The following is a 23,748-nucleotide window of genomic DNA, read 5'->3' as shown; positions in this document are numbered from 1 at the left end:
GCCGGTCAGCTGTCGAAGTCCCCGTCCCGGGTCTCCGGCAGGGCCAGCACACACCCCAGGCTGACCAGGCACAGCCCGCCCGCGTAGACCCCCAGCGCGAGCGGCGACGCCCAGTGGCTGTTCAGCCAGGTGGCGACCAGCGGGGCGAAGCCACCGCCGAGCGTGTTGGCGAGGATGAACGTGGCGGAGGCGCCCGTGTAGCGCAGCCGGGCCGGGAACAGCTCCGGCAGGAACGCCGCGATCGGCGCGAACATCAGCGTGAACAGCACCAGGCCGATCGTGAACGCCCCCGTGATGACGAGCCCGTTACGGGTGTTCAGCGCCCCGAACATGGGCAGCGCCCACACCACACAGCCGATCGCGCCCGCCAGGATCACCGGCCGTCTGCCCACCCGGTCGGCCAGCCGCGCGGCGGGAACCGTAGCGGCGGCAGCGGCGGCGGCGCCCACGCTCGCGGCGGCCAGCATCGTGCTCTGCGAGATACCGAGGGCCTTCGGGCCGTACGACAGGCTGTAGACGACCGTCAGGTAGTAGACCGACGAGCCACCGACCGCCGTACCGATGCCGAGCAGCAGCCGGCCCGGGTGCTCCTTCAGCAGAGTGCCGAGCGGGAACCGGGGCGCCGCACCCTTGTCGCGGCCACGCTCGGCGAACACCGGCGACTCGGTGACCCTCGTACGCACCCACAGTCCGATGACGATCAGCAGCGCGCTCAGCAGGAAGGGCACCCGCCAGGCTCCGGCCGCGAAGCCGTCCCGGCCGGCGATCGACAGGGTCGGCAGAATCACGGCGCTGGACAGCAGGAAGCCCAGCAGTGGACCGGCCTGGGGGATCGAGGCGAACATCGCCCGCCGCCCCGGCGGCGCGTGCTCGGCGGCCAGCAGCACCGCCCCGCCCCACTCACCGCCCATGCTGACGCCCTGCAACAGACGGAGCGTCACAAGGAGGACGGGGGCAAGAATTCCGGCCGTCTCGTACGTCGGCAGCAGCCCGACCCCGACCGTCGCCACGCCCATCAGCAGCAGGGAGACGACCAGCGCCCGCTTGCGCCCGAGCCGGTCGCCGATGGTGCCGAACAGGACGACGCCCACGGGGCGGGCCAGGAACGCCGCCGCGAAGGTGAGGAACGCGGCGAGGGTCTGGACCGTGCCGCTGCCGGACGGGAAGAAGGCCGGGCCGAGGACGAGCGCGGCGGCGGTGCCGTACACCGCGAAGTCGTAGTACTCGACCGTGGTTCCGATGAGACTCGCGACGGCGACCCGCGACACCGTGCGCTTGTCACCGGGCGTGGCGCCGGCCTTGCCGCTGCTCTTGTCGCTCGGGCCGGTGTCGGGGTGGGTGAGCGGTCTGACGGATTCGGACATGGAGCGGCTCACTTCCGGTTCGAACTGCGGCGTCGGATGCCGGTGATCCACACCACAGCGGGGACTTGGTGCGGAGAAAGGTGACGCCTGACCGGGAGTCGCGCACGCGGTCGTGCCGTCCTCCGGCACACGGGAGGCGGCCGCGTTGTGACCTAGAGTGGTGGCGTGGCCTCAGGAAACACCGTGGTGGCGCGGAACGTGCGCCTTCTCAGAGAGCAGCGCGGTCTGTCGCTGGCCGAACTGGCCCGGCAGGCGGGGCTGGCGAAGCAGACCCTGTCGAATCTGGAGCAGGGCACGGGCAACCCCACGGTGGACACCCTGTTCTCCATCGCGGCCGCGCTCGGCGTGCCGGTCACCCGGCTCGTGGCCGAGCGCGAACAGATGATGACCGTGCAGCGAGGCGACGAGGGAGTCTGGCAGCGTCACAGCGGCTACGAGGCCCGCGAACTGGATCACATCTACGGATCCGGTGTCATCGAGAACTACGTGGTGCGCATCGGTGAGACGGTGGATGGCGCGGAGGGTGCGGCCACGCCCTCGGAGCCGCACCCGGTGGGCACCCTGGAGCATCTGTACGTCATCAGCGGCCGGGTGCGCGTGGGGCCGGCCGACAGCCCGGTGGAGCTGTCGGCAGGTGACTTCGTGCGCTATCCCGGCGACCGACCGCATGTGTACGAGTCGTTGGACGGCGAGAGCCTGGTGCACATCGTGGTGAGTGTGCCGCGTGTGCAGACCGGCACCGGCGGGGCGACCGTCACCCGTACCCATGGCGGTAGCCGGCACTGAGCGCCGGGGGAGGGCCGGTGCGACTCGCCTCTCTTGTACGCGTCAGGCCCCGGCCGGCACCGCCTGCCGGGCTTTGGCCGCGGTGATCGTACGTCCCGCTTCGAAGGCCACCCGGCGCAGGGCGGGGGCGTAGCGGGCGGGGTCGAAGCGTCGGTCGGCGCCCGCGATGGAGAGGGCCGCCACGGGACGGCCGGCGGGTCCCATGATCGGCACGGCGACGCAGGTGAGGCCGAGGACGGCTTCCTGACGGTCGTAGGCGATGCCGTCCTGGCGGATACGGCGCAGGTCGGCCCGGAAACGGTCGGGGTCGGCGAGCGTGTACTCGGTGCGCGCGGTCAGCCCCGCCGCGACGGCCGCCTCGGCGGCGTCGTGGTCGAACGCGAGGAGGGCCTTGCCGACTCCCGTGCAGTAGGCGGGCAGCCGGGCGCCGATCCGGGACGGCGAGCGGGCCGCCCGGTGGCCGTGGAGCTTGTTGACGTAGACGATGTCCGTGCCGTGGAGCACGGCCAGGTGCACGGTCTCGTGGGTCAGTTCGTACAGGTCCGCCAGATGCGGCAGCAGCCGCTCCTGGAGCAGCGGGGTGGTGGGGCCGTAGGCCCGGCTGCCGATGTCGAAGAGCCGGGCGCCCAGCCGGTAGTCGCTGCCGACCCGCTCGACGAGGTCGTTGCGCTGGAGGATGCCCAGCAGCCTGAAGGTCGTCGACTTGCTCATCCGGTTACGGCGGGCCAGCTCGCTGACACCGATCTCCCCCTCCAGCTCGGCGAGGGACTTCAGGAGGGTGAGCGCCTTGTCGACGGCGGTCTGCTGTTCCGGTGAGGTGTTGAGTGGCATGGCGCGCTCCGATGACGATCACGACGACCCGCGTCCTATTAAAATGGACGCGCGTCCAATGTAGGTGACCGTTTTCGGGTTGTAAACGGGTCGGGCTCCCGTTCCACATCCCGGCACGACGACTGGGCAGGACGTCGCCGGGCAACGTCTGCTGGGCCCATGCAGCAGCGACACCGTGAGCCGTACGTCGACGTCGGCCCCTACTTCGACCTCGACCACGGCCTGATCAACCGGACGATCTTCAGTGACGCCGGCCTCTACCGGCAGGAGCTGCGTCGTGTCTTCGCGCCGAGCTGGCTGTTCCTCGCGCACGAGAGCCAGTTCAAGAAGCCCGGGGACTTCTTCACCACGTACATGGGTGAGGATCCGGTGATCGTGACGATGGGCCGTGACCGGAAGCTGCGGGCTTTCCTCAACGCATGCCGCCACCGGGGCATGCGGGTCTGCCGGGCCGACGCGGGCGCGACGAAGGCGTTCACCTGCAGCTACCACGGCTGGTCGTACGACACCTCCGGGAAACTGATCAACGTGCCCAACGGCGGTGACTATCCGGCCCACTTCGAGCAGGAGCGGTGGGGCCTGATCGAGGTCGCGCAGCTGGATACGTACAAGGGGCTCGTGTTCGCGACCTGGAACCCGGAGGCGCCGCCGCTGGTGGAGGCGCTGGGCGGGCTGGTCTGGTACCTGGACGCCATGCTGGAACGGGACCCGGAGGGCACCGAGGTCGTGGGCGGCGTCCACAAGTGGGTGCTGGAGGGCAACTGGAAGCTCGCCGCCGAGCAGTTCGCCTCCGACTGGTACCACGTGAACATCTCGCACGCTTCCGCGCTGATGGTCATGTCACCCACCGGCAAGGGGCCCAAGACGGAGATCGTGCAGACGCCGGGCCGGCAGTACACCGACCCGCTGGGCCACGGCCACGGCTTCCCCACTCACCCGAAGAGCCGTTTCGACGACCGGGTCGTGCACGACTGGTACGACTACGAGGCCCTGCGCGACCGCCTCGGCGACGCCCGCGTCGAGGGTCCTATGACGACCGGCCACGGCACCGTCTTCCCCAACTTCTCCTACCTGCCGGTCAACGGCTCCATCCGTGTCTGGCATCCCAAGGGCCCGGACCGGATGGAGGTGTGGGCGTGGACGCTCGTCGACAAGTCGATGCCGGAGGAGGTCAAGGACGCCCAGCGGATCTACAACCTGCGCACCTTCGGGCCGACCGGCATCTTCGAGCAGGACGACGGCGAGAACTGGTCGGAGTGCCAGGCCACCGCGCATGGCTTCGTGGCCGGCTCGATGACCCTCAACTACCAGATGGGGCTGGGCCTTCAGGAGGAGGACGGTGTCCATCCCGGCACCACCGGCCGTCTCTACAGCGACGGCGCCGCCCGCGGTTTCTACGCCCGCTGGCGCGACCTGATGAACACGCCCGCCTGGCACGAGAAGGACACACGATGATGACCAACAGCGCTGTTCGTGTCGCCGCCATCGGTGACATCGAGGACGGCGAGGCGCTGAAGGTGCCCGCCGAGACGACCGGGCACGGCGATGCCATCGCCGTCTTCCACGACGGCGGCGCCTATTACGCCCTGGACGACACCTGTTCGCACGGCCAGGCCTCGCTCTCCGACGGCTGGATCGAGGACGGGGAGGTGGAGTGCCCGCTGCACAGCGCCCGTTTCTGCCTCAAGTCCGGGGAACCGCAGTGCATGCCCGCCACCGTCGCCGTGCGCACCCATCGGGTCGAGGTCCGCGACGGCGGCGTCTGGCTGCACCCCGGTCAGGAGGCCGCCGGATGAGCGTCCCACGGAGCGTCGCCGTCGTCGGGGCGGGCCTGGCAGCCGTCTCCACCTGCGACGCTCTGCGCGCCCAGGGCTACGACGGGGAGCTCGTCCTGTACTCCGCCGAGCACGGCCTGCCGTACGACCGGCCGCCGCTCAGCAAGGACGTCCTGCTCGGCAAGGCCCGGCGCGAGGACATCCTGCTGCGGCCGGAGGCCTGGTACGGCGAGCAGCGCGTCGACCTGCGTGAGGGCACCCCGGTTCGGGTGATCCGTCCATACGAGGGGGGCCTGGAGTTGGCCGACGGGGCGGTCGTGACCGCCGACCGGGTCGTGCTGGCCACCGGGGGGACACCGCGCGCCCTGCCCGTGCCCGGCGGTGACGATCCCGCCGTACATCTCCTGCGGACCTGGGAGGACGCCGAGCGGCTGCGGGAACGGCTGTTGCCGGGCGCCCGGGTGGCGGTGGTCGGGGCCGGGCTGATCGGCGCCGAGACCGCGGCGGTCGCCCTGGCGATGGGGTGCCGGGTCACTCTCGTCGACCCGGTGCCAGTGCCGTTGGCCGCGGTGGTCGGCGATGCCGTGGCTCGTGCCCTGCATGAGCGGCACACCGCCGAGGGCATTGAGGTGATCACGGCAGGGGTCGAGCGTGTCGAGCGTCGGGATGGAGAGGTCGCGCTGCACCTCGGTGGGGGCGGCGGGGTCGTCGTCGCCGACACGGTGGTTGTCGGGATCGGGATCCGGCCGGCCACGGAGTTGGCCGAGGCCGCCGGGCTTGCCGTGGACAACGGGGTTGTGGTGCAGGAGGGGCAGCACACCTCTCACCCGCATGTCTTCGCCGTCGGGGAGGTGGCGCGCCGGGAGGGGCATCGTGTGCGGCACGAGCACTGGGAGGCCGCGCAGTGGGGTGGCGAGGCCGCCGCCCATGGCATTCTCGGGCGCGGTGTTCCGCGGCGCGGGGCTTCGTGGTTCTGGTCCGACCGGTATGGGGTTCGTCTGGAAGTGGTCGGCACGATGGGGCAGGCCGAGCGGATGGTGTTGCGGGGTGACCCCCACGGCGGTTCCTTCACCGTTTTCGGTCTGTGCGGCGACCGTGTGGTGGCCGCGGCTGGGATCGACCGGCCTCGTGACATCAAGGCCGCGCGGCGGATCATCGACCGCGGGGTCGCCGTCGAGGCGGGTGTGCTGACCGACGAGAGCGCGGATCTGAGGGCGGTGCTTCGCTGATTCGTCTGCCTGGTGAGGGATTGTTGGCGTCTGCGGACCGTCTGTGGCTGGTCGCGCAGTTCCCCGCGCCCCTATAGGGGCGCGTCCCGCGCCCCCAGTTGTGCCGTTCAGCGGCACATGCCCTCCCCCGAACCCACCCCCTTTCGCTGGAATGACAGCCGAGCGCGGCCCCGCAGGAGGACCCACGATGACCACTCACCCCCCCGACACGGCCCCCTCGGTCGTCGACGACGACATTCGGCTGCACTTCGAGGTGCAGCGGATGTATGCCGTCGAGGCGCAGTTGCTGGATCAGCACCGGTATGCCGACTGGCTGGAGTTGTTCGCCGACGATCTGCACTACTGGGCGCCGGTGCGTACCAACCGGCTGCGTCGGCAGCAGGCGTTGGCGGACGGTTCGCCGGGGGAGGTGGCGATCTTCGACGAGACGAAGGCCAGTCTGGCCTGGCGGATCCGGCGGTTCGACTCGGGGATGGCCTGGGCGGAGGATCCGCCCTCACGGACCCGGCATCTGATCACCAACGTGCTGGTCTGGGCGGGCGAGCAGCCCGGCGAGTACGTCGCCGAGTCGGCCTTCCTCTGTTACCGCAACCGTCTGGAGCGCGAGGTCGACGTCTACGCCGGCGGGCGCACCGACGTGCTGCGCCGCACCGAGGACGGCGGTCTGCTGATCGCCCGCCGCACGATCCTGCTCGACCAGAACGTCCTGCTCGCCAAGAACATCAGCACCTTCCTGTAAGCACTGCGTACCCGGAGCCTCACGTGACGTTGAAAGAGCACACCGTGCAGACCACCCTCGGCCCGATCGCGGTCTCCGAGGCCGGGGAAGGACCCGTGCTGGTGATGCTGCACGGCGGCGGCCCCGGCGCCGGCGCGGTGGCCAACTACCACCAGAACCTGCCCGCCCTCACCCCGCACTTCCGTGTCGTGCTGCCCGACCAGCCGGGTTTCGGCGGCAGTTACCGGCCCACCGAGGCCGACCTCGACGCCCGCAGCATCACCGAGATCACCGTCGACGCGCTGCTCCAGACGCTGGACGCGCTCGGTGTCGACCGGTTCCATCTGCTGGGCAACAGCCTCGGCGGAGCGGCCGCCATCGCCACCGCGCTCGAAGTCCCCGACCGGGTGGTGAAGTTGGTGCTGATGGCACCCGGTGGCGGCTGGCTGCCGTTCGGACCGACGCCGACCGAGGGGCAGAAGGCCATGTTCCGCTACTACCACGGGGAAGGCCCGACGGTGAAGAAGATGCGGGACTTCATCCGCGTCATGACCGCCGAGCCGAAGCGCTGGGAGGACACCGTCCAGGCCCGCTACGAGGCATCCCTCGACGAGTCCCACATCGCCTTCTACCACGCCTACAACGCGGCCTTCGCCAAGCGCCACGGCATGGACCCGCTCTGGCAGCGCGTCCACAAGATCAAGGCGCCCACACTGCTGCTCTGGGGCCGCGACGACCGCACCATCACCCTCGACGGCGCCCAGCTCATGCTCAAGCAGATCCGCGACGTCCAGCTGCATGTCTTCGGCGGCTGCGGCCACTGGGTGCAGCTGGAGCGGCAGGCCGAGTTCGAGCGGCTGGTCACCGACTTCCTCAAGGAGCACTGATCTCATGGGCTGGCTGGAAGGCGACGTCGCCCTGATCACCGGCGGCGGCTCCGGCATCGGCCGCGCGGTCGCCCTGCGCTACCTCGCCGAGGGCGGATGCGTCGCCGTCTTCGGACGGGACGCCGAGCAACTCCGTGAGGTCGTCAAGGCCGCCGGGGAGCTGGGGGAACGGGTGCTGACCGTCACCGGCGACGTGCGCTCCCCGGAGGATCTGCACCGGGCGGTCGAGGCCACCGTGGAGCGGTTCGGAAAGCTCGACGCTCTCGTCCCGAACGCCGGAATCTGGGACTATCACCGCAGCGTCACCCGACTGTCCGGCAGGGAGCTCTCCGCGGCGTTCGACGAACTGTTCGCCATCAACGTCAAGGGCTATCTGCTGGCCGTGGAGGCCTCCTGGCGCGAGCTGGTCCGTACGCGCGGGAGCATCGTCATGACCCTCTCCAACGCCTCCTTCCACACCGACGGCGGCGGCTCCCTCTACACCGCCAGCAAACACGCCTGCCTCGGCCTGCTGCGCCAGTTCGCCTACGAGCTGGCCCCCAAGGTCCGCGTCAACGGCGTCGCCACCGGCGGTATGCGCACCAAGCTGAGCGGCCCCGAGAGCCTCGGCCTGCAGAACCGGACCCTGGAGGCCTCGTTCGCGAAGAACGAGAAGAACGAGGCGTTCGGCGAGAAAAGTCCCCCACTCATCCCCCTGTACGACTCCAGCGTCGAGCCGGAGGATTTCACCGGCCCCTACGTTCTGCTCGCCTCCCGCGCCAACAGCGGCACCGTCACCGGAGCGGTCCTCCCCGCCGACGGCGGTATCGCCGTCCGCGGTTTCCGCACCGCCGCCGGCGGCATCGGTCTGTACTAGAAACCTTCCGCTTCCGCTTCCGTTTGCGTACGACAGCCATCGAAGGAGCCGACGCCATGGCCGCCGTCGACATCAGCCCCGCAGCCGCCCTGCACCGCAGAGCCACGTACCCCACGCCCACCGCCGTCGTCTACGAGGGCCAGGAGTTCTCCGCCGCCCACCTCAGCCGCACCGCGGTCGAGTTGGCCGCCGGACTCGCCGAACAGGGGCTGCGCCGCGGCGACCGGATCGGCTACCTCGGCTTCAACAGCGTCACCTTCCTCCAGACACTGTTCGCCGCCGCCCACCTCGGCGCCGTCTTCGTCCCCGTCAACTTCCGGCTCGCCGCCGACGAGGTACGCCACATCCTCACCGACAGCGGAGTCCACACCGTGGTCGTCGAGGAGGGACACCGCGAGATCGTCGAGTCCGTCCTCGACGACATCCCCGCCCGGCGCCACCTCCTGGTCGACACCGACCTCGTCTGCCCCGCCGCCGAGGCGACCGCGGCCGTATGGATCCCCCTCTCCCGGCTGCTCGGCGCCGACCGGCCCACCCGGGAGCCGGTGCCGCTGCACGAGGACGACCTCGCCGCCCTCATGTACACCTCCGGCACCACCGGGCGCCCCAAAGGCGTCATGCTCACCCACGGCAACCTGTGGTGGAACGCGGTCAACGTCGACAGCATGGTCGACACCCGCTCCGACGACGTGAACCTGGCCGTCGCCCCCCTCTTCCACATCGGCGGCCTCAACGCCCTCGCCCTGCGCACCCTGCTGCGCGGCGGCACCGTCGTCCTGCGCCGCGCCTTCGACCCGGCCCAGTTCCTGTCCGACCTCGTCGAGTACCGGGTGACCTCCTTCTTCGCCGTCCCCGCAATGTGCGCGGCCGTCGCCCGGGTGCCCGGCTTCGCCGAGGCCGACCTCGGTGCGCTCAGGTCGGCGGTCGTCGCGGGCGCGCCCGTCCCACCGCAGCTCATCAAGGACTACGCGGAGCACGGCATCCTGCTCCAGCAGGCCTGGGGGCTCACCGAGACGGCCCCCTTCGCCACGTATCTCCCGGCCCCCCTGACCCTGGAGAAAGCCGGTTCCGCCGGTGCCCCGATGCCGTACACCGAGGTGTGTCTCACCGATCCGGTCACCGGCGCCCGGATCGACGAGGCCGACACCCGGGGCGAGATCTGCGTACGCGGCCCCAACGTCACCGCCGGCTACTGGAACAACCCGGAGGCCACCGGCGCCGCCTTCGACGAAGGAGGCTGGTTCCACTCCGGCGACATCGCCCACCGCGACAAGGACGGCTTCTACTACATCGTCGACCGCCTGAAGGACATGATCATCAGCGGTGGCGAGAACATCTACCCCGCCGAGGTGGAACGCGTCCTCGCCGCCTGCCCCGGCGTCCTGGAAGCGGCCGTCATAGGCGTCCCCGACCCGAAGTGGGGCGAGACCGTCCTGGCCGTCCTCACCTGCGCCCCGGGAAAGGCCCTCACCTTGGAAGAGGTACGGGACTTCGCCGGCCACCACCTCGCCCGTTACAAACTCCCCACCCGCCTCCTGCTGGTCGGCGAACTCCCCCGCAACGCCAGCGGCAAGCTGGCCAAGGCCGAACTCCGCCGCATGGCCGAGAGCACCTGAGCCCGCCGTGATCACACCTCTTGCCATCGAGGTGAGGCTCCACCGCGTGCAAGACCACCCATTGCGCGCCTGCTACCCGTACGGCGGCCATGACATCGCCGTGGAGCTGGCCCCCGAGGAGACCGCCAACCCCCTGATCGGCCGCCTCCTCAAGGACCTCGTCACCGCGCTCTTCACCGCCGACCCCCGCTGCCGCCGCGTGGTCGCAGCACCGGCGGAGGACGATGCCGCAGCCCAGGACGCCTTCGAGACAGGAGGCTTCCGCCGAGTCACCGAGGCAGACCTGCCGACCGGCACGGTAATCCTTTTCACCACGGAACCGCCTTGGCTGGCCGAGCTCCCCACGGCCCTGGATGACATGCCCCACTGATGCATTCACCCCGCGCCCCAAAGGGGCGCGGGGCTGTATCGATATGCGGCTCCGCCGCGTGGGCGCGACCAGCCACAACCAAGCCGCAGCCGCCCAACGCCATCAAGTGGCAGCCCCTGATGCACAGTACGTGCTACTCCGTGGCACAAGCGCTAGAGCTCAACCCCAGCTCCCGGTCACCGTAACCCTCGTGATCGCCGCTATCGCCATCTCCCAGAGCGCCACCGACCCCCTCTCCGGGCTCGCGCTGCGCGACAACGTGCCGCAGCCCGAGCCGAAGCCCGGCTGGACCCGGGTACGGGTCGTGGCCTCCTCGCTCAACATGCACGACCTGTGGACCCTCCGCGGTGTCGGCCACCCACCCGAGCGGCTCCCGATCATCCTCGGCTGCGACGCGGCCGGATACGACGAGGACGGCAACGAGGTGATCGTCCACCCCGTGCTGGGCGACCCGGACGCCGGCCGCGGCGACGAGACGCTGGACCCGAACCGGGCGCTGCTGTCGGAGCGGCACGACGGGTCGTTCGCCGAGTGGCTTACGGTCCCCACCCGCAACCTGGTCCCCAAGCCCGCCTGGCTGTCGTTCGACGAGGCGGCCTGTCTGCCGGTCGCCTGGACCACGGCCTACCGCATGCTGTTCACGCAGGCCCGGATCACCGCCGGCGACCGTGTCCTCGTCCAGGGCGCCGGCGGCGGTGTCGCCTCCGCCGCGATTCTGCTCGCGGTGGCGGCGGGCGCCGTCGTGTACGCCACCAGCCGCAGCGCGGACAAGCGTGCCGAGGCGGTCGCCTGGGGCGCCCGGGCCGCCGTACCCACCGGAGAGCGGCTGCCCGAGAAGGTCGACGTCGTCATCGAGACGGTCGGCGAGGCAACCTGGTCGCATTCGCTGAAGTCGCTGCGCCCCGGCGGCACGGTCGTGATCGCCGGCGCCACCAGCGGCACCAACCCGCCCGCCGATCTGGGCCGCGTCTTCTACCTCCAGCAGCGCATCCTCGGCTCCACCGGCTGCACCCGCGCCGAACTGGTCGCCATGCTCCGCATGCTCGACGCGACCGGCGTCCGCCCGGTGATCGACCGGACCCTGCCGCTGACGGACATCCACAAGGGCTTCCAGCTCATGATCGACGGCGGTCTCACCGGAAAACTCGTCATCCACCCGTCGGATTCCCGGCCTCACCCCACTCGATAAGGAACCCTCATGCCCGTAGCAGCCGTCGGGTTGTCCCACTCGCCGCTCATCGGCAAGAACGACCCGGACCCGGAGGTCCTGGCCCGCGTGGACGCGGCCGTCGACACCGCGCGGACCTTCATCCGCTCCTTCGCCCCCGATCTGGTCGTGCTCTACGCGCCCGACCACTACAACGGCTTCTTCTACAAGGAGATGCCACCGTTCTGCCTGGCCACCGAGGCGCACGCGGTCGGTGACTTCGGCTCGCAGGCCGGAGAGCTGTCGGTCGACACGGCCGCCGCGAAGGCGCTGGCCCAGGGCGCGCTCGACCGCGGTGTCGACCTCACAGTCTCCGCCCGGATGACCGTCGACCACGGCTTCGCACAGCCGCTGGAGGTCCTGTTCGGCGGTATCGACCAGGTGCCGGTCGTGCCCGTCTTCGTCAACGGCGTGGCCACGCCCCTGGGGCCGGTGAGCCGGATCAGGGCGCTGGGTACGGCGCTGGGGCAGGTGGCCGCCGAACTAGACCGCCGGGTGCTGTTCCTCGGCTCCGGCGGCCTCTCGCACGATCCGCCGGTACCGGTCCTGGACGGGGCACCGCCCCGGGTCGCCGACGCGCTGATTGAGGGCAGGCCCCCGACGCCCGAGCAGCGGGCGAAGGGCGAGCAGCGGGTCGTCCAGGCGGGCCGCGACTACGCCGCCGGGTCGACCGCGATGATCCCCATCAACCCCGTCTGGGACAACCGTCTCCTCGACCACCTGGAGCGCGGCGAGCTGGCCGAGTTCGACTCGTGGACCGTGGAGGGCATGGCCAGGGAGGGCGGCGGCTCCGCGCACGAGGTCCGTACGTGGATCGCCGCGTTCGCGTCCCTCGCCGCCACCGGGCCGTACGAGATGACGTCCCGCTTCTACGAGGCCATCCCGGTGTGGATCGCCGGGTTCGCCGTGGCCACGGCGGAGGGACGCCGACCGGCGTGACGTACCCGCCGGCCATGACAACGCCGCGGCCCGGGGTGGCCGGGCCGCGGCGAGGAGTGAGCCTGTCGGCGGGGCTCAGCTGCCGGTGAGGGAGATCGCCACGTCCGTGATGTTCAGGGGGAACTGGGCGTACTGGGCGTCCACGAGGGTGGCCTCGCCGGTGAAGAGGTTGATCGTGTACAGCGACGGTGTACCGGCGCCGTACGGGGTGAGGCTGGCGAAGGCGGTGTTGTTGACCGTCTTGCCGCCGCTCAGGGTGCTGTAGATGTCCATGCCGGCGTTGATCTGGGCGTCGATGCCGAGGTTGCCGGTCGGGGCGAGGGTGCCGTTGTTGGCCGGGGACTGGATGACGACCTGGTCGCTGGTCGTGTTGATGTCGAACAGGGTGGTCGCGGTGGCCGAGTTGAGGTCGTTGTTCGTGTACGCGGCCGCGGAGACACCCTTGGTCGTGCCCTCGATCGGCGGGGTGGTGAGGTTCAGGTCCTGGATGGTCGAGTGGTCGTTCAGGTTGTGCCGCAGGTTCTGGCCTTGGTCGCTGATCACACGCAGTCGGTCGGCCGCCGGGTTGAAGTCGACGCCGAAGTTCGTGCCCCACAGCGCGTACTGGAGCTGGGACACCTTGGTGACCACGACGTCCTGGGTGCCCGTCGGAATCTTGATCGTGTAGATGCCGCCCTTGTTGCCGACGCCGTACAGCAGGCCGTCCTGGACCCGGAAGTCGATGCCGACCAGGCCCGTGTCGCCGACGAGACCCTTGATGACCCGGACCCAGTTCAGCGTGTCCGGCCGGTCGGTCGTGAACGTGGCCATCAGGGTGCCGTCACCGCTGATCCCGAAGGCGCGCAGGCTGGGGGTGGCGGCGGGCGCAGCCGAGGCGGAGCCCGGGGCGCTCAGCAGGAGCGCCGTCGACGTGGCCATGACCGCGAACGCCGCCGCGATTCTCTTTCGCATACCTGATTTCATCTGTCTTTCCCTCCCGTTTGAAGAAACGCCACCCCTGGTGGCGCGCAGATGAGGAATTCGCGTACCTCCGCCCATACCGTCGACCGCCGGTCCTGCCGGAATGCCGACTGCGGTGTTCCCCCTCGGGCGTGGACGCGGTCCCATTAAGCCCACTTCACACTCCCTCCACAAGCGGAGCTAACGATGGGAAAGCCTCGATCCGGGAATTTTGCGCACAGTGACAAAAGTGCGGGCAACATGTTCGTCGTCGATTTACGCGAAGTGATAAAGAGGCCGTCCGGTTTTCGCCTGTCGACCCGTTCGACGGGAATGACATGCTCGCGCCCATGGGGACCCTCTTCGCCGAACTGGCCCGGCAGGCGCCGACCAACGCCCGCCGGGAGGTCGAGACATACAGACGTGAGATCCCGGAGTTCGCCTTCCTGGAGGCGAATCGCCGGGCGCGGGACGAGACGCTGGAGTACGCGGTGTGGTTGCGCCGCCGTACCATCGAACTCTCCCCGGACAACACCGAGTTGAGCGTGGACGATCTCGGCTACATCGCCGCGATCGGCGAGCAGCGGGCCGGGGCCGGGATGTCGCTCGACGCCCGGCAGCGGGTCCTGCGGCTGCACACCGAGCTCATGCTGCGCGAGATCAACGAGGCGACCGCGGCCCAGCGGGGCGGCGGCGTCGACGAGCTCATGCGGATGATGGGCTGGTTCGCCCCGCAGGGCGAACGCGGAATCAGCGCCTACAGCCAGGGATACGTGACGGTACTGCGGCGTCGGCTGCCGTATGTCGAACAGATCGCCCTGCTGACCCGAGCGCTCCTGACCGGAGACTCCATGGCGGCGGAACTCGCGACGGCCGTGGGCATGGAATTACCCGAATGCTACGCGGTGACCGTGATCCGGATACCGGACCGCCCCGCCGGCGATCGTGCCCTGGAAAACGATATAGAGGCGTTGGTGAAAACGCATCGGGTGCCGGTCATGTGGTGCCCGGAGGGCGGAGAGCGGGGCGGCGAACTGATCGCCCTCGTGCCCCTGGAGACCGACCCGGCGGAGACCGACCCGGCGGAAATCGTGCCTCCTTACGTCGCCCCCGACGCCGTATCCGATCTTGTACGGGACTTCGCCGGAACCCTGGGCCGGCCCTGTGCCGTCGGCACCGCCACCGCACAGTGGTCCGAGCTCGCCGACGCCCTCGACCGGGCCCGGCGGATCAGCAGGGCGGCCCCGCTGCGCCGGGCGTCCGCCGGATTGCGATCGCACACGGTGGCCGATGTGTTTGTCGAACTCGCCGTCGCGGACGCGCCGTTCGTCGACGAGTGGCTCCGCGCGGTGGCCGGGCGCCTCGAACAGGGGCCGGACCTCCTCCTCACGCTCGACGCGTACTACCTCCACGACATGCACCGCGGGGCCACGGCGGCGGCCCTCAACGTCCACGCCCGCACCCTGGACTACCGCCTGCGCCGGGTACGGGAACTCACGGGCATCGACCCGGGCTCGACGCACGGTGTACGGGCCCTCAGCGCCATCGTCACCCGGCGCTTGTCGGGGGCGTGGCACTGACGCCAAGGAGCCGATACCGCGGGACGCCCGTGCCTCCCGCCGCCCGATGCGGCAGGCTAGGGCCGTGAGCGATTCCCATGACCCCCTTGACCACCTTTTCGTCAAGATCTGCGGACTGAAGACCGAGCGCGACGTCGACACGGCCGTCGAGGCGGGCGCCGACGCCATCGGGTTCGTCTTCTCGGCCAGCCCGCGCCGTATCGATGCGGGCACGGCCGCAAGGCTTTGCGATCGCGTGCCGGAGCATGTCCTGACGGTCGGCGTCTTCCGTAACGAACCCCTCGACGACGTACGCTCCCTGGCCACCGACTCGGGCATCCGGGCCGTCCAGCTGCACGGCCCGGAGGACCGCGGTTACTACGACGACCTCGCGACCGGCGGCTGGACGCTGATCCGTGCCGCGGCCTTCGGCGACTCCGTGCCGCGGTACGGGGAGATGGGCGAGGACATGCTCCTCCTCGACGCCCCCGTGCCGGGCTCCGGCATCGCCTGGGACTGGTCCAGGAAGACGCTGGCCGGCGCCGGGGAGAGGTGGATCCTCGCCGGCGGCCTCACCCCGGACAACGTACGGGACGCCGTCGACGCCACCCGGCCCTGGGGCGTCGACGTCTCCAGCGGCGTGGAACAGAGCCGAGGCGTCAAGGACCCCGCCCTGATCGCCGCGTTCGTCAAGGCCGCCCGCGGCGGGAACTGACCTTCCCGGCACATCGGGACAGGTGGGTGGAGTCCCCGTGCCAGTAGCGCCCCCATCGTTCACCGCACGGTGGGGCCTGGGGTAGGGTCCCCACGGTTTCCGGCTACCGGCTGAAGGTGTGCCGGTACGGGGAGTGTCGGAGGGGCGGCGGCATGGCGGTGGAATCCCGGTGGGGCGAGAGCGGGTCCGTGAACACGGACGACACACGGTTGGAGGAGCTGGATCCCCAGCCGCTGCTGACGCGGGACTACGAGATGCGCCCCTCCCTCGTCTATGAGCGGCTGAGGCAGCGGCACGGCGCGGTGGCGCCGGTCGACCTGCTGGGCGTACCCGCCTGGCTGGTCCTCGGCTACCGCGAGGCGCTCCAGGTGCTCCAGGACGACGACGCGTGGCCGAAGGGCCTGGAGAACTGGCGGGCCCGCACCGAGGGCCGGGTGCCCGCCGACTGGCCGCTCGGGCCGTCCCTGGAGGTCAACCACGTACTGATCCAGGGCGGCCCCGGATACGGGACGCTGCGCACGGCATGGGACGCGGCTCTGAAGCCGTTCCAGGACCCGCGCCATCCGCAGGCGAAGCGGCTGAAGACGGCCGTCACCGCCTACGCCGACGATCTGATCACCCTGGTCGGGCAGGCCGGCACCACGGGGCACGCGGATCTGTCCGCCCAGTTCTCCCGGCCGCTGCCGCTGATGGTGGCCAGCCATCTGCTCGGCTTCCCCGGTTCCCAGGGCGACGACGCGCTCATGGACATGTGGCGCGTGCTGGACGCGGGCCCGGACGCCGAACCCGCCCTGCAACGGCTGCTGGCGGCGCTGGCCGAACTCGCGGCGACGAAGCTGAAGACACCGGGGGAGGACTTCCCCTCCTATCTGCTGGCCGCCCACCCCGACCTCTCGCTCGACGAGCTGGCCCGCGAGCTGTTCATGCTGCTGGGCATGACCTCCGACCACGTCGGCATCCTCATCTCCAACACGGTCGTCGAGGTCCTCTCCGGCGAGAGCAGCGTGCGCGCCAGCCTGTCCGCCGGGATGGTCCGGGAGACCATGAACCGCGTCGTCATGCGCAAGCCGCCGCTGGTGAACTTCGTCCCGCGCTTCGCGGCCGAGGACACCCCGCTCGGCAACTACACGATCCGCGCGGGCGACCCGGTGTGGGTCTCCTCCGCCGCCGCGCACGCCGACCCCCTGTTCGCCGACCATGTGGCGCCGAGCACCACCGTCAGCACCCGGGCCCACCTCTCCTGGGGCGCCGGCCGCCGCCAGTGCCCGGCGCGCGAGCTCGCCTCGACGGTCGCGGCGGTCGGCGTCGGCCGCCTCTTCGAACGGTTCGCGCATCTGGACCTCGCCCTCCCCGTCGACCAACTCCCGTGGCGCTCCTCCCCGTTCATGCGGGGCCTGCGCTCGCTGCCCGTACGGTATGAACTGGCCGCCACCCCCGAGCGACCGCCGGTCGACGGCCCGGCAGCGGCGCCGGAGGCTGCGGCGAAGCCGGATGCGGAGTCGGCCGAGAGCGTGGTGCCGGACTCGTCCGCCCGCCAGCGCTCATCGCTGTGGCGCTACCTGACGGGACTGATCCGCCCCGGCCGCTGACAGCCGACCATTGTTCAATCCCGTCCTGTGAGCAGCCGCCGGGGATTGGCGATGCGGAAGGCGTACGCCGCGGCGCCGCCCAGGCCGAACCCGGGGTGGTGCGGCGGCTGCGCGTAGGGCCGGTCCGAGCCCTGGACGACGGCGCCCACACCCAGGGCGCGGACGACCGCGTCGACGGCGGTCGGGCCGTACGAGGAGGTCTCGACGAACACGTCCGGGTCGACCCCGGCCGTGTCCCCGTCGCCCCGGGCGGCGAACCGCTCCCCGTGCAGCGGGGCGAGCCCGGACAGCAGGGCGAAGCACACCCGCAGGCGCGGATGACGGGGCCGGCCGAAGGCCCGGAACGCGAACCAGGCGGCGTGCATCTGCTGTACATAGGGGACCATCGCGGGCCACCAGCCGGGACCTTCGGGCGCGCCGGCCGCGGGCCCCGGGTGGACGAACAGCGGGAGGTCCCGCTCTTCGAGCAGTTCGAGCAGCGGGGCGCAGCGCGTGTAACCGGTCGCGTCGGCAAGGGCGTTCGCCGGGAGCTGGAGGCCGGCGAAACCCTGGTCGAGGTCCTCGGCCGTCGCGCTCGCGTCGATGTCCCGGACGCAGGCGGCCGCCCAGGCGCCGAACGGCTCGGGCAGCGCGGCCGCGCCCTCGTGATAGGCGTCGAGCAGGGGCCGGGCCTCGGCCGCCGGCAGCCACTCGACGCCGATCGGGGCGGACATCGACACGAGCACCCGGCCGAGTCCGTCCGCGGCGGCGAGTTCCGTGCGCCGGGCGACGTCGTGGTCGGCGGGCCGGATCTCGTACGGCGGCTCACCGTGCAGGAACAGGGTCCAGCCGTCCAGGAACGGCGGCTCACGGCGGGACCGCAGGGCCGCCACCAATGAAGGGGTCCACAGATGCTGGTGCACGTCGACGCTGGTCATGACGCTCCTCCCACCACGGCCCATGATGAGAGGCGCATCAGCCGTGGAACCTGATCATTCCAGGCATCCGGAGCCTGGTTTCCTGTGAACGTAACGTGCCGTTCACGTCAGACCATTGACTGCCATTCAGTCACGGACAACGCTGAATGGCCATATGCAGTCGGGTGAGGGGCAGCTTTGATCAGATTCGACGCGGTGAGCAAGAATTATCCGAACGGTACGACAGCGGTGGACGATCTGTCCCTGGAGTTGGCCGAGGGTGGCATCACGGTCCTGGTCGGTCCCTCCGGCTGCGGCAAGACCACGACGCTGCGCATGATCAACCGCATGGTGGAGCCGACGACCGGGACGGTGAGCCTGCGCGGCCGGGACATCCGGGAGGTCAACGCCCCCGAGTTGAGGCGGGGCATCGGGTATGTGATCCAGCACGCGGGGCTGTTCCCGCACCGTACCGTCCTCGACAACATCGCGACCGTCCCCCTGCTGCTCGGCTGGAGCCGGAAGAAGGCGCGGGCGCGGGCGGCCGAGCTGCTAGAACTGGTGGGGCTGCCGGCCGAGATGGCCAAGCGCTACCCGAACCAGCTCTCCGGCGGGCAGCAGCAGCGCGTCGGCGTGGCCAGGGCGCTGGGCGCCGATCCGCCGGTGCTGCTGATGGACGAGCCGTTCAGCGCGGTCGACCCGATCGTGCGGGCGGAGCTGCAGGCGGAGTTCATCCGGCTGCAGAAGGAGCTGCACAAGACCATCGTGTTCGTCACCCACGACATCGACGAGGCGATCAAACTCGGCAACAACATCGCGGTGTTCCGCACGGGCGGCAGGCTCGCCCAGTTCGACACCCCCGAGCGGCTGCTCACCAGCCCCGCCGACGAGTTCGTGGCCGACTTCGTGGGACACGACCGCGGCATCCGACGGCTGTCCTTCGTCAAGGCGGCCGAGGTCCCCCTGCGCGAGGGACCCGTGCTGTCGGCGACCTCCCCGGTGGCGGAGGCCAGGGCGGTGAAGGAGCCCTGGGTCCTCGTGGTCGACGACGCCCGACGACCGCTCGGCTGGGCCCCTGTCGCCGAACTCCCGGACAGCGGCACGCTCGTGGACGTACAACTGGCGCCCCTCGGCCACACCTTCAGCCTCGTCGGCGACTCCGCACGGGCCGCCCTCGACTCGGCGCTGCTGTCGCCCGCCCGGCTCGCGGTGGGCGTCGACGCGGACGGCGCGGTCGTCGGCGCCGCGGACGTGCACGAGATCACCGGCAGCCCGGGCGGTGGTGACCGGTGAACGACGACGAACCGCTGGTGCGGTGGCAGTGGATAGCCGACCACGCCGCCGAACTGGCCGACTACACCGCCGTCCATCTGAGACTCGGCCTGCTCCCGGTCCTGTTCGGCCTGATCATCTCCGTGCCGCTCGGGATCCTGTGCCACCGGCTGCGCCGGCTGTACCCGCCGGTGCTGACCGTGGCCAACATCCTGTACTCGATCCCGTCCCTCGCCCTGTTCATGATCTTCGTCCGTTACACGGGGCTGACCGAACAGACGGTGATGATCCCGCTGACGCTCTACACCCTGTCGGTCCTGGTGCCCAACGTCGTGGACGGCCTCGCCTCGGTCCCCGAACCGGTGCGGCTCGCGGCCACCGCGATGGGATTCGGCACGGTACGCCGGGTCGTGCAGGTCGAACTGCCGATCGCCGTGCCCGTCGTCATCGCCGGCGTACGCGTCGCCGCCGTCTCCTCCATCAGCCTCGTCGCCGTAGGACAGCTGATCGGCCAGGGCGGCCTCGGCTACTACATCACCCGCGGCCTCCAACTCGACTTCCCCACCCCCATCGTCACCGCGATGGTGCTGATCATGCTGCTCGCGCTCACCACCGACGCCCTGCTGGTCCTGGCGCAACGGCTGCTCACCCCCTGGTCCCGGAGCAAGGTGACGGCGGCGTGAACGACTTCCTGAACCAGATCCAGCTCGTGGGGGACTGGCTGACGTCCTCGTCCCAGTGGCACGGCGACGAGGGAATCCCCCGGCGCCTCCTGGAACACCTCACCTACAGTGGGCTGTCGCTGCTGTTCGCCGCCCTGATCGGGCTGACGTTCGGGCTGCTCGTCGGACACACCGGCCGTGGCGCGTTCGCCGTGGCCAGCGTGGCGAACCTCGCCCGGGCGATCCCCACCTTCGGCCTGGTCGTCCTCGTCGTCACGCTCGCCGGGCTCAGCTCCACACCCGTACTGATCGCCCTGGTCGCGCTCGCAGTCCCGCCGATCCTCATCAACACCTTCGAGGGCGTACGGGGCGTGGACCCCGCCACCCGGGACGCGGCACGCGGGGTCGGCATGACCGGGTGGGAGGTCCTGACCCGGGTGGAGGTGCCGATGGCGCTGCCCCTGATCCTCCTCGGGCTGCGGGTCGCCGCGATCCAGGTCGTGGCCACCGCGACCGTCGCCGCTTACCCCGGCCTCGGGGGCCTCGGCCGCTTCATCGTCGACGGACTCTCCCGCAACGACTACGAGTTGGTCATCGGCGGCTCCACGGTCGTCGTCGTCCTCGCGCTGGTCGTCCAGGCCGTGTTCACCGCACTGCGGCGCGTCGTCGTCTCGCCGGGCCTCAGGGCCGCGGCGACGAAATCCTGAGTTCTGACCAGAGAGGAAACACCCATGCGAGGCATGTACCGAGGCGCCGCGTTCGGCCTGATCACCGCACTCACCCTGACCGCCTGCGGCGGCGGCGACAGTGACGACAACCCACTGACGGGCGACACCGGCGGCGACGGCAAGTCCATCGTCGTCGGCTCGGCGAACTTCCCCGAGAACCAACTCCTCGCCGAGATCTACTCGCAGGCCCTGGAGGGCAAGGGCCTGAAGGTGACCCGCAAGTTCGACATCGGGGCCCGCGAGGTCTACTACGACCAGGTGGTCAAGGGCGGCATCGGCGTCTTCCCCGAATACAACGGCGCCCTGCTGTCTGTGGCGGTCGACCAGAACAGCACCGCGACCAGTACGGAGGAGATCAACGCCGAACTGAAGGAGAAACTCCCCTCGTCGGTGGAGATCCTCGACTCGTCCCAGGCCGAGGACAAGGACTCCGTCACGGTCACCGCCGAGACCGCCGCCGAGTACAACCTCAAGAGCCTCGCCGACCTCAAGCCGGTCGCGGGCGACATGACGCTCGGGGCCGGCTCCGAGTTCAAGACCCGCGCCCAGGGCGTGGTCGGTCTGAAGAAGGTCTACGGCGTCGAGTTCGGCAAGTTCCAGCCGCTCGACGGAGGCGCCCAGACCACCCTGGTGAAGCTGCTGAAGGACGACGAGGTGCAGGCCGCCAACCTCTACACCACCGATCCCGCCATCGTCGCCGACAAGTTGGTCGTCCTGGAGGACCCGGAGAACCTCTTCTCCTCCCAGAACGTCACGCCCCTCGTCTTCAAGGACGCGGTGAACGACACGGCCAAGGAAGCGCTCAACGCCGTCTCGGCCAAGCTCACCACCCAGGACCTGCTCGACATGATGAAAAAGCTCGTCAACGACAAGGAGGACGCCGACACCGTCGCCGAGGAATGGCTGACGAAGGCCGGCCTGGTGAGCTGACCGGCAGGGGATCACACGAACGGCGCGTCCGCACGGCTGCGGCGGCTCACCGAAGGCCGCCGCATCGCGCACGGCCTGGTCCGGCAGACCGCGGACGCGCCCTTCCTGTCGAGCGCTGTGCGACGCCCTGCTGTCACTCCGAGGCGCGTAACGCCACCCAGGTGCCTTGGCCGACGACTCCGTCGGCGGCCAGCCCCTTGTCGCTCTGGAAGGACTGAACCGCCGCCTCCGTGTCGGCGCCGAACTCGCCGTCCATGCCGGAGGCGCCCACGCCGTACCCGCGCTTCGTCAGGATGCACTGCACCTGGAGCACGCGTTTGCCGCTGTTGCCCAGCCGGGTGCGGCCGTTGCCCGCGTAGTACGTGCAGTCCGAGATCCAGGCCGGGGTCCCGGAATCGGGGGGCGCGCTGCTCGGGGACGGGGCGGCCTCGGTCGGGCCGACGGACTCCGTGGCGGGAGCGGACGGGGCGGTGGTGCGCCGGTCGTCGTCGGCGGAGGCGTCAGGGCGCGCGGTGTCGTCGCCGGTGGCAACGCTGTCATCCTTGCCGGACACCTCCGAGACGGAGGAGCCGCCGTCCGGCACGGGCGCGCCGCCCGAGGCCCTGGGTGCCGTCGAGGAGGCATTCTCACCGGGCGCACCGCCCGCCGCGGTCGACGTACCCGTCTCCGGCGAGGCACTGGTGGCAGTGCCGGGGCGCGTGAGTACGAAGACACCGGCGGCCACCGTCGCGCAGAGGGCCACGCCCGCGGCACCCACCAGCACCCGCTTCCGCCGTGTCCGATTGCGGGCCTGCGCCGGAGGCGCCTGTCCGGCCGCGTCCGCGGATGGCTCCGGTGGTGCGGAAGGGGGCGCGGCGGCCTCGGGCGAGGGCTCTGCCAGGGGCAGCCGGCACAGCGCCTCGTACGCCTGCTGCCGGGCGAGCACCCTGCCACCGAGCGGCTCAGACCAGCCGGCCGCGCCGGCCTGCGTCCCGGCCGCCTCGATCAGCTCCCGCGGAGTCGGCCGCGTCCCGGGCTCCTTGCCCAGGCAGGCGGACAGCAGCGCAGCGAGCGCCTCGTCGGCCGCCGAGATCTCGCCGATCACCTTCGCGTTGGGCTCCTCGAACGCCACCCGGTGCATCACGTCGACACCGGTACCGTCGCCGAACGGGGCGCTCCCGGTCGCCGCGTAGACCAGCGTGCAGGCCAGCGAGAACACGTCCGACGCGGTGTCGCACTCGCCGGTCCGCAGGTACTCCGGCGACATGTACGCGGGAGTGCCCACCCGGTTGCCCGTGCCCGTGATCGCGCTCGCGTCGGCGGCCTTCGAGATACCGAAGTCGATCACATGCGCGCCCCGGGCGGACAGCAGGACGTTGGACGGCTTGAGATCCCGGTGCACGATCCCCGCGGCGGACAGGTCGGCGAGCGCCCGCCCGAGCTCCGCCACAAGCCGCCAGACGGCCGCCACCCCGAGGGCACCGTCCTCCTGCACGGCGTCCGCCAGATCGAGCCCCGGCACGTACTCGGTGGCCATCCACAGCAGTTCGTCCTCGAAACCCGTGCCGCACAGCCTCGGCATGTGCGGGGTCAGGACGCGGCCGTGGACCGACGCCTCACGCTCGAACCGGCGCCGGAACCTGACGTCCTCGGCGTACTCCGGCCTGATCACCTTCACCGCGACGAGATCCGGGTCGCCGTCGGCGGGGCGCGCCAGATAGACGCGCCCCATGCCGCCGCTGCCGAGCAGCCCCAGCGACACATACGGACCTATCCGGTCCGGGTCGCCGGGGCGCAGCGGCAGGGCACCCGTCTGTCGCAGCGCCGGAGTCCCGCCTGCCGTCGAGCGCGATGGCACCGGCCGCTGGTCTGACACAACACCCCCGAATTGACTTCCTACG

23 protein-coding genes are annotated in these 23,748 nt (G+C 70.6%); 18 read left to right on the top strand and 5 right to left on the bottom strand.

Features of this window, described 5'->3' with window-relative positions:
* Positions 1-5: 5 nt before the first annotated feature.
* Entirely contained in the window at positions 6-1,364 is a 1,359-nt protein-coding gene (locus F3T56_RS02695) for an MFS transporter (protein ID WP_246203356.1), read from the bottom strand.
* 165 nt (positions 1,365-1,529) lie between these two features.
* On the opposite strand from F3T56_RS02695, the gene F3T56_RS02690 reads away from it, so the two are divergent.
* The gene (locus F3T56_RS02690; RefSeq protein ID WP_246203354.1) at positions 1,530-2,150 is read left to right on the top strand and encodes a helix-turn-helix domain-containing protein; all 621 of its coding nucleotides are present in this window, start codon (positions 1,530-1,532) and stop codon (positions 2,148-2,150) included.
* A 42-nt stretch (positions 2,151-2,192) separates the two neighbouring features.
* On the opposite strand, the gene F3T56_RS02685 is transcribed toward F3T56_RS02690, so the two are convergent.
* Positions 2,193-2,981 carry an IclR family transcriptional regulator gene (locus tag F3T56_RS02685; RefSeq protein ID WP_149823020.1) on the bottom strand — a complete coding sequence of 263 codons (789 nt, stop codon included), beginning with the start codon at positions 2,979-2,981 and terminating at the stop codon, positions 2,193-2,195.
* A 159-nt stretch (positions 2,982-3,140) separates the two neighbouring features.
* Here F3T56_RS02685 and F3T56_RS02680 point away from each other — a divergent pair, with 159 nt between their 5' ends.
* The 10 genes from F3T56_RS02680 (at position 3,141) to F3T56_RS02635 (ending at position 12,578) form a co-directional block, all read left to right on the top strand.
* A complete protein-coding gene (locus F3T56_RS02680) occupies positions 3,141-4,436 on the top strand; it encodes an aromatic ring-hydroxylating dioxygenase subunit alpha (RefSeq protein WP_149823019.1) in 1,296 nt (431 codons plus the stop codon).
* Positions 4,433-4,777 carry a bifunctional 3-phenylpropionate/cinnamic acid dioxygenase ferredoxin subunit gene (locus F3T56_RS02675; RefSeq protein ID WP_149823018.1) on the top strand — a complete coding sequence of 115 codons (345 nt, stop codon included), beginning with the start codon at positions 4,433-4,435 and terminating at the stop codon, positions 4,775-4,777. The genes F3T56_RS02680 and F3T56_RS02675 overlap by 4 nt, the downstream gene beginning before the upstream one ends.
* Positions 4,774-5,985 (top strand): NAD(P)/FAD-dependent oxidoreductase, encoded by a 1,212-nt coding sequence (locus tag F3T56_RS02670; protein ID WP_149823017.1) that lies wholly within the window; start codon positions 4,774-4,776, stop codon positions 5,983-5,985. Before F3T56_RS02675 ends, F3T56_RS02670 begins: the two co-directional genes overlap by 4 nt.
* A 187-nt stretch (positions 5,986-6,172) precedes the next feature.
* The gene (locus tag F3T56_RS02665) at positions 6,173-6,724 is read left to right on the top strand and encodes a 3-phenylpropionate/cinnamic acid dioxygenase subunit beta (RefSeq protein WP_149823016.1); all 552 of its coding nucleotides are present in this window, start codon (positions 6,173-6,175) and stop codon (positions 6,722-6,724) included.
* A gap of 23 nt (positions 6,725-6,747) precedes the next feature.
* A complete protein-coding gene (locus F3T56_RS02660) occupies positions 6,748-7,590 on the top strand; it encodes an alpha/beta fold hydrolase (RefSeq protein ID WP_149823015.1) in 843 nt (280 codons plus the stop codon).
* Between the two features lie 4 nt (positions 7,591-7,594).
* A complete protein-coding gene (locus F3T56_RS02655; protein WP_149823014.1) occupies positions 7,595-8,446 on the top strand; it encodes an SDR family NAD(P)-dependent oxidoreductase in 852 nt (283 codons plus the stop codon).
* A gap of 56 nt (positions 8,447-8,502) precedes the next feature.
* Complete coding sequence (locus tag F3T56_RS02650) at positions 8,503-10,062, top strand: acyl-CoA synthetase (protein WP_149823013.1); 1,560 nt, start codon at positions 8,503-8,505, stop codon at positions 10,060-10,062.
* 46 nt (positions 10,063-10,108) lie between these two features.
* Positions 10,109-10,432 (top strand): GNAT family N-acetyltransferase, encoded by a 324-nt coding sequence (locus F3T56_RS02645; RefSeq protein ID WP_172638779.1) that lies wholly within the window; start codon positions 10,109-10,111, stop codon positions 10,430-10,432.
* Positions 10,433-10,622: 190 nt separating this feature from the next.
* Entirely contained in the window at positions 10,623-11,621 is a 999-nt protein-coding gene (locus tag F3T56_RS02640; protein WP_149823011.1) for a zinc-binding dehydrogenase, read from the top strand.
* A 9-nt stretch (positions 11,622-11,630) separates the two neighbouring features.
* Positions 11,631-12,578: a 3-carboxyethylcatechol 2,3-dioxygenase gene (locus tag F3T56_RS02635; RefSeq protein WP_149823010.1), complete on the top strand. Its 948-nt coding sequence runs from the start codon at positions 11,631-11,633 to the stop codon at positions 12,576-12,578.
* 75 nt (positions 12,579-12,653) lie between these two features.
* Here the strand turns inward: F3T56_RS02635 and F3T56_RS02630 are convergent, their stop codons facing one another.
* Positions 12,654-13,496: a DUF4394 domain-containing protein gene (locus tag F3T56_RS02630; protein WP_216372918.1), complete on the bottom strand. Its 843-nt coding sequence runs from the start codon at positions 13,494-13,496 to the stop codon at positions 12,654-12,656.
* 371 nt (positions 13,497-13,867) lie between these two features.
* On the opposite strand from F3T56_RS02630, the gene F3T56_RS02625 reads away from it, so the two are divergent.
* The 3 genes from F3T56_RS02625 (at position 13,868) to F3T56_RS02615 (ending at position 17,380) form a co-directional block, all read left to right on the top strand.
* Positions 13,868-15,097, top strand: a complete 1,230-nt coding sequence (locus tag F3T56_RS02625; protein WP_149823008.1) for a PucR family transcriptional regulator — start codon at positions 13,868-13,870, stop codon at positions 15,095-15,097.
* 46 nt (positions 15,098-15,143) lie between these two features.
* Positions 15,144-15,791: a phosphoribosylanthranilate isomerase gene (locus F3T56_RS02620; RefSeq protein ID WP_149823007.1), complete on the top strand. Its 648-nt coding sequence runs from the start codon at positions 15,144-15,146 to the stop codon at positions 15,789-15,791.
* A 152-nt stretch (positions 15,792-15,943) separates the two neighbouring features.
* Positions 15,944-17,380: a cytochrome P450 gene (locus F3T56_RS02615; protein WP_172638778.1), complete on the top strand. Its 1,437-nt coding sequence runs from the start codon at positions 15,944-15,946 to the stop codon at positions 17,378-17,380.
* 14 nt (positions 17,381-17,394) lie between these two features.
* On the opposite strand, the gene F3T56_RS02610 is transcribed toward F3T56_RS02615, so the two are convergent.
* Positions 17,395-18,297 carry an amidohydrolase family protein gene (locus tag F3T56_RS02610; RefSeq protein WP_149823006.1) on the bottom strand — a complete coding sequence of 301 codons (903 nt, stop codon included), beginning with the start codon at positions 18,295-18,297 and terminating at the stop codon, positions 17,395-17,397.
* A gap of 177 nt (positions 18,298-18,474) precedes the next feature.
* Here F3T56_RS02610 and F3T56_RS02605 point away from each other — a divergent pair, with 177 nt between their 5' ends.
* The 4 genes from F3T56_RS02605 to F3T56_RS02590 are packed head-to-tail and all read left to right on the top strand — an operon-like array spanning position 18,475 to position 21,868.
* Positions 18,475-19,569 carry an ABC transporter ATP-binding protein gene (locus tag F3T56_RS02605; RefSeq protein WP_149823005.1) on the top strand — a complete coding sequence of 365 codons (1,095 nt, stop codon included), beginning with the start codon at positions 18,475-18,477 and terminating at the stop codon, positions 19,567-19,569.
* Positions 19,566-20,231 (top strand): ABC transporter permease, encoded by a 666-nt coding sequence (locus F3T56_RS02600; RefSeq protein WP_149823004.1) that lies wholly within the window; start codon positions 19,566-19,568, stop codon positions 20,229-20,231. The genes F3T56_RS02605 and F3T56_RS02600 overlap by 4 nt, the downstream gene beginning before the upstream one ends.
* A complete protein-coding gene (locus tag F3T56_RS02595) occupies positions 20,228-20,917 on the top strand; it encodes an ABC transporter permease (RefSeq protein WP_149823003.1) in 690 nt (229 codons plus the stop codon). The genes F3T56_RS02600 and F3T56_RS02595 overlap by 4 nt, the downstream gene beginning before the upstream one ends.
* A 33-nt stretch (positions 20,918-20,950) precedes the next feature.
* Positions 20,951-21,868 carry an ABC transporter substrate-binding protein gene (locus F3T56_RS02590; protein WP_149823192.1) on the top strand — a complete coding sequence of 306 codons (918 nt, stop codon included), beginning with the start codon at positions 20,951-20,953 and terminating at the stop codon, positions 21,866-21,868.
* 133 nt (positions 21,869-22,001) lie between these two features.
* On the opposite strand, the gene F3T56_RS02585 is transcribed toward F3T56_RS02590, so the two are convergent.
* Complete coding sequence (locus F3T56_RS02585) at positions 22,002-23,705, bottom strand: protein kinase domain-containing protein (RefSeq protein WP_281291796.1); 1,704 nt, start codon at positions 23,703-23,705, stop codon at positions 22,002-22,004.
* Positions 23,706-23,748 lie beyond the last annotated feature (43 nt).

The organism is Streptomyces tailanensis, from assembly GCF_008386495.1.
Taxonomy (GTDB): domain Bacteria; phylum Actinomycetota; class Actinomycetes; order Streptomycetales; family Streptomycetaceae; genus Streptomyces; species Streptomyces tailanensis.
This window is presented reverse-complemented; position numbering and strand designations above follow the sequence as displayed.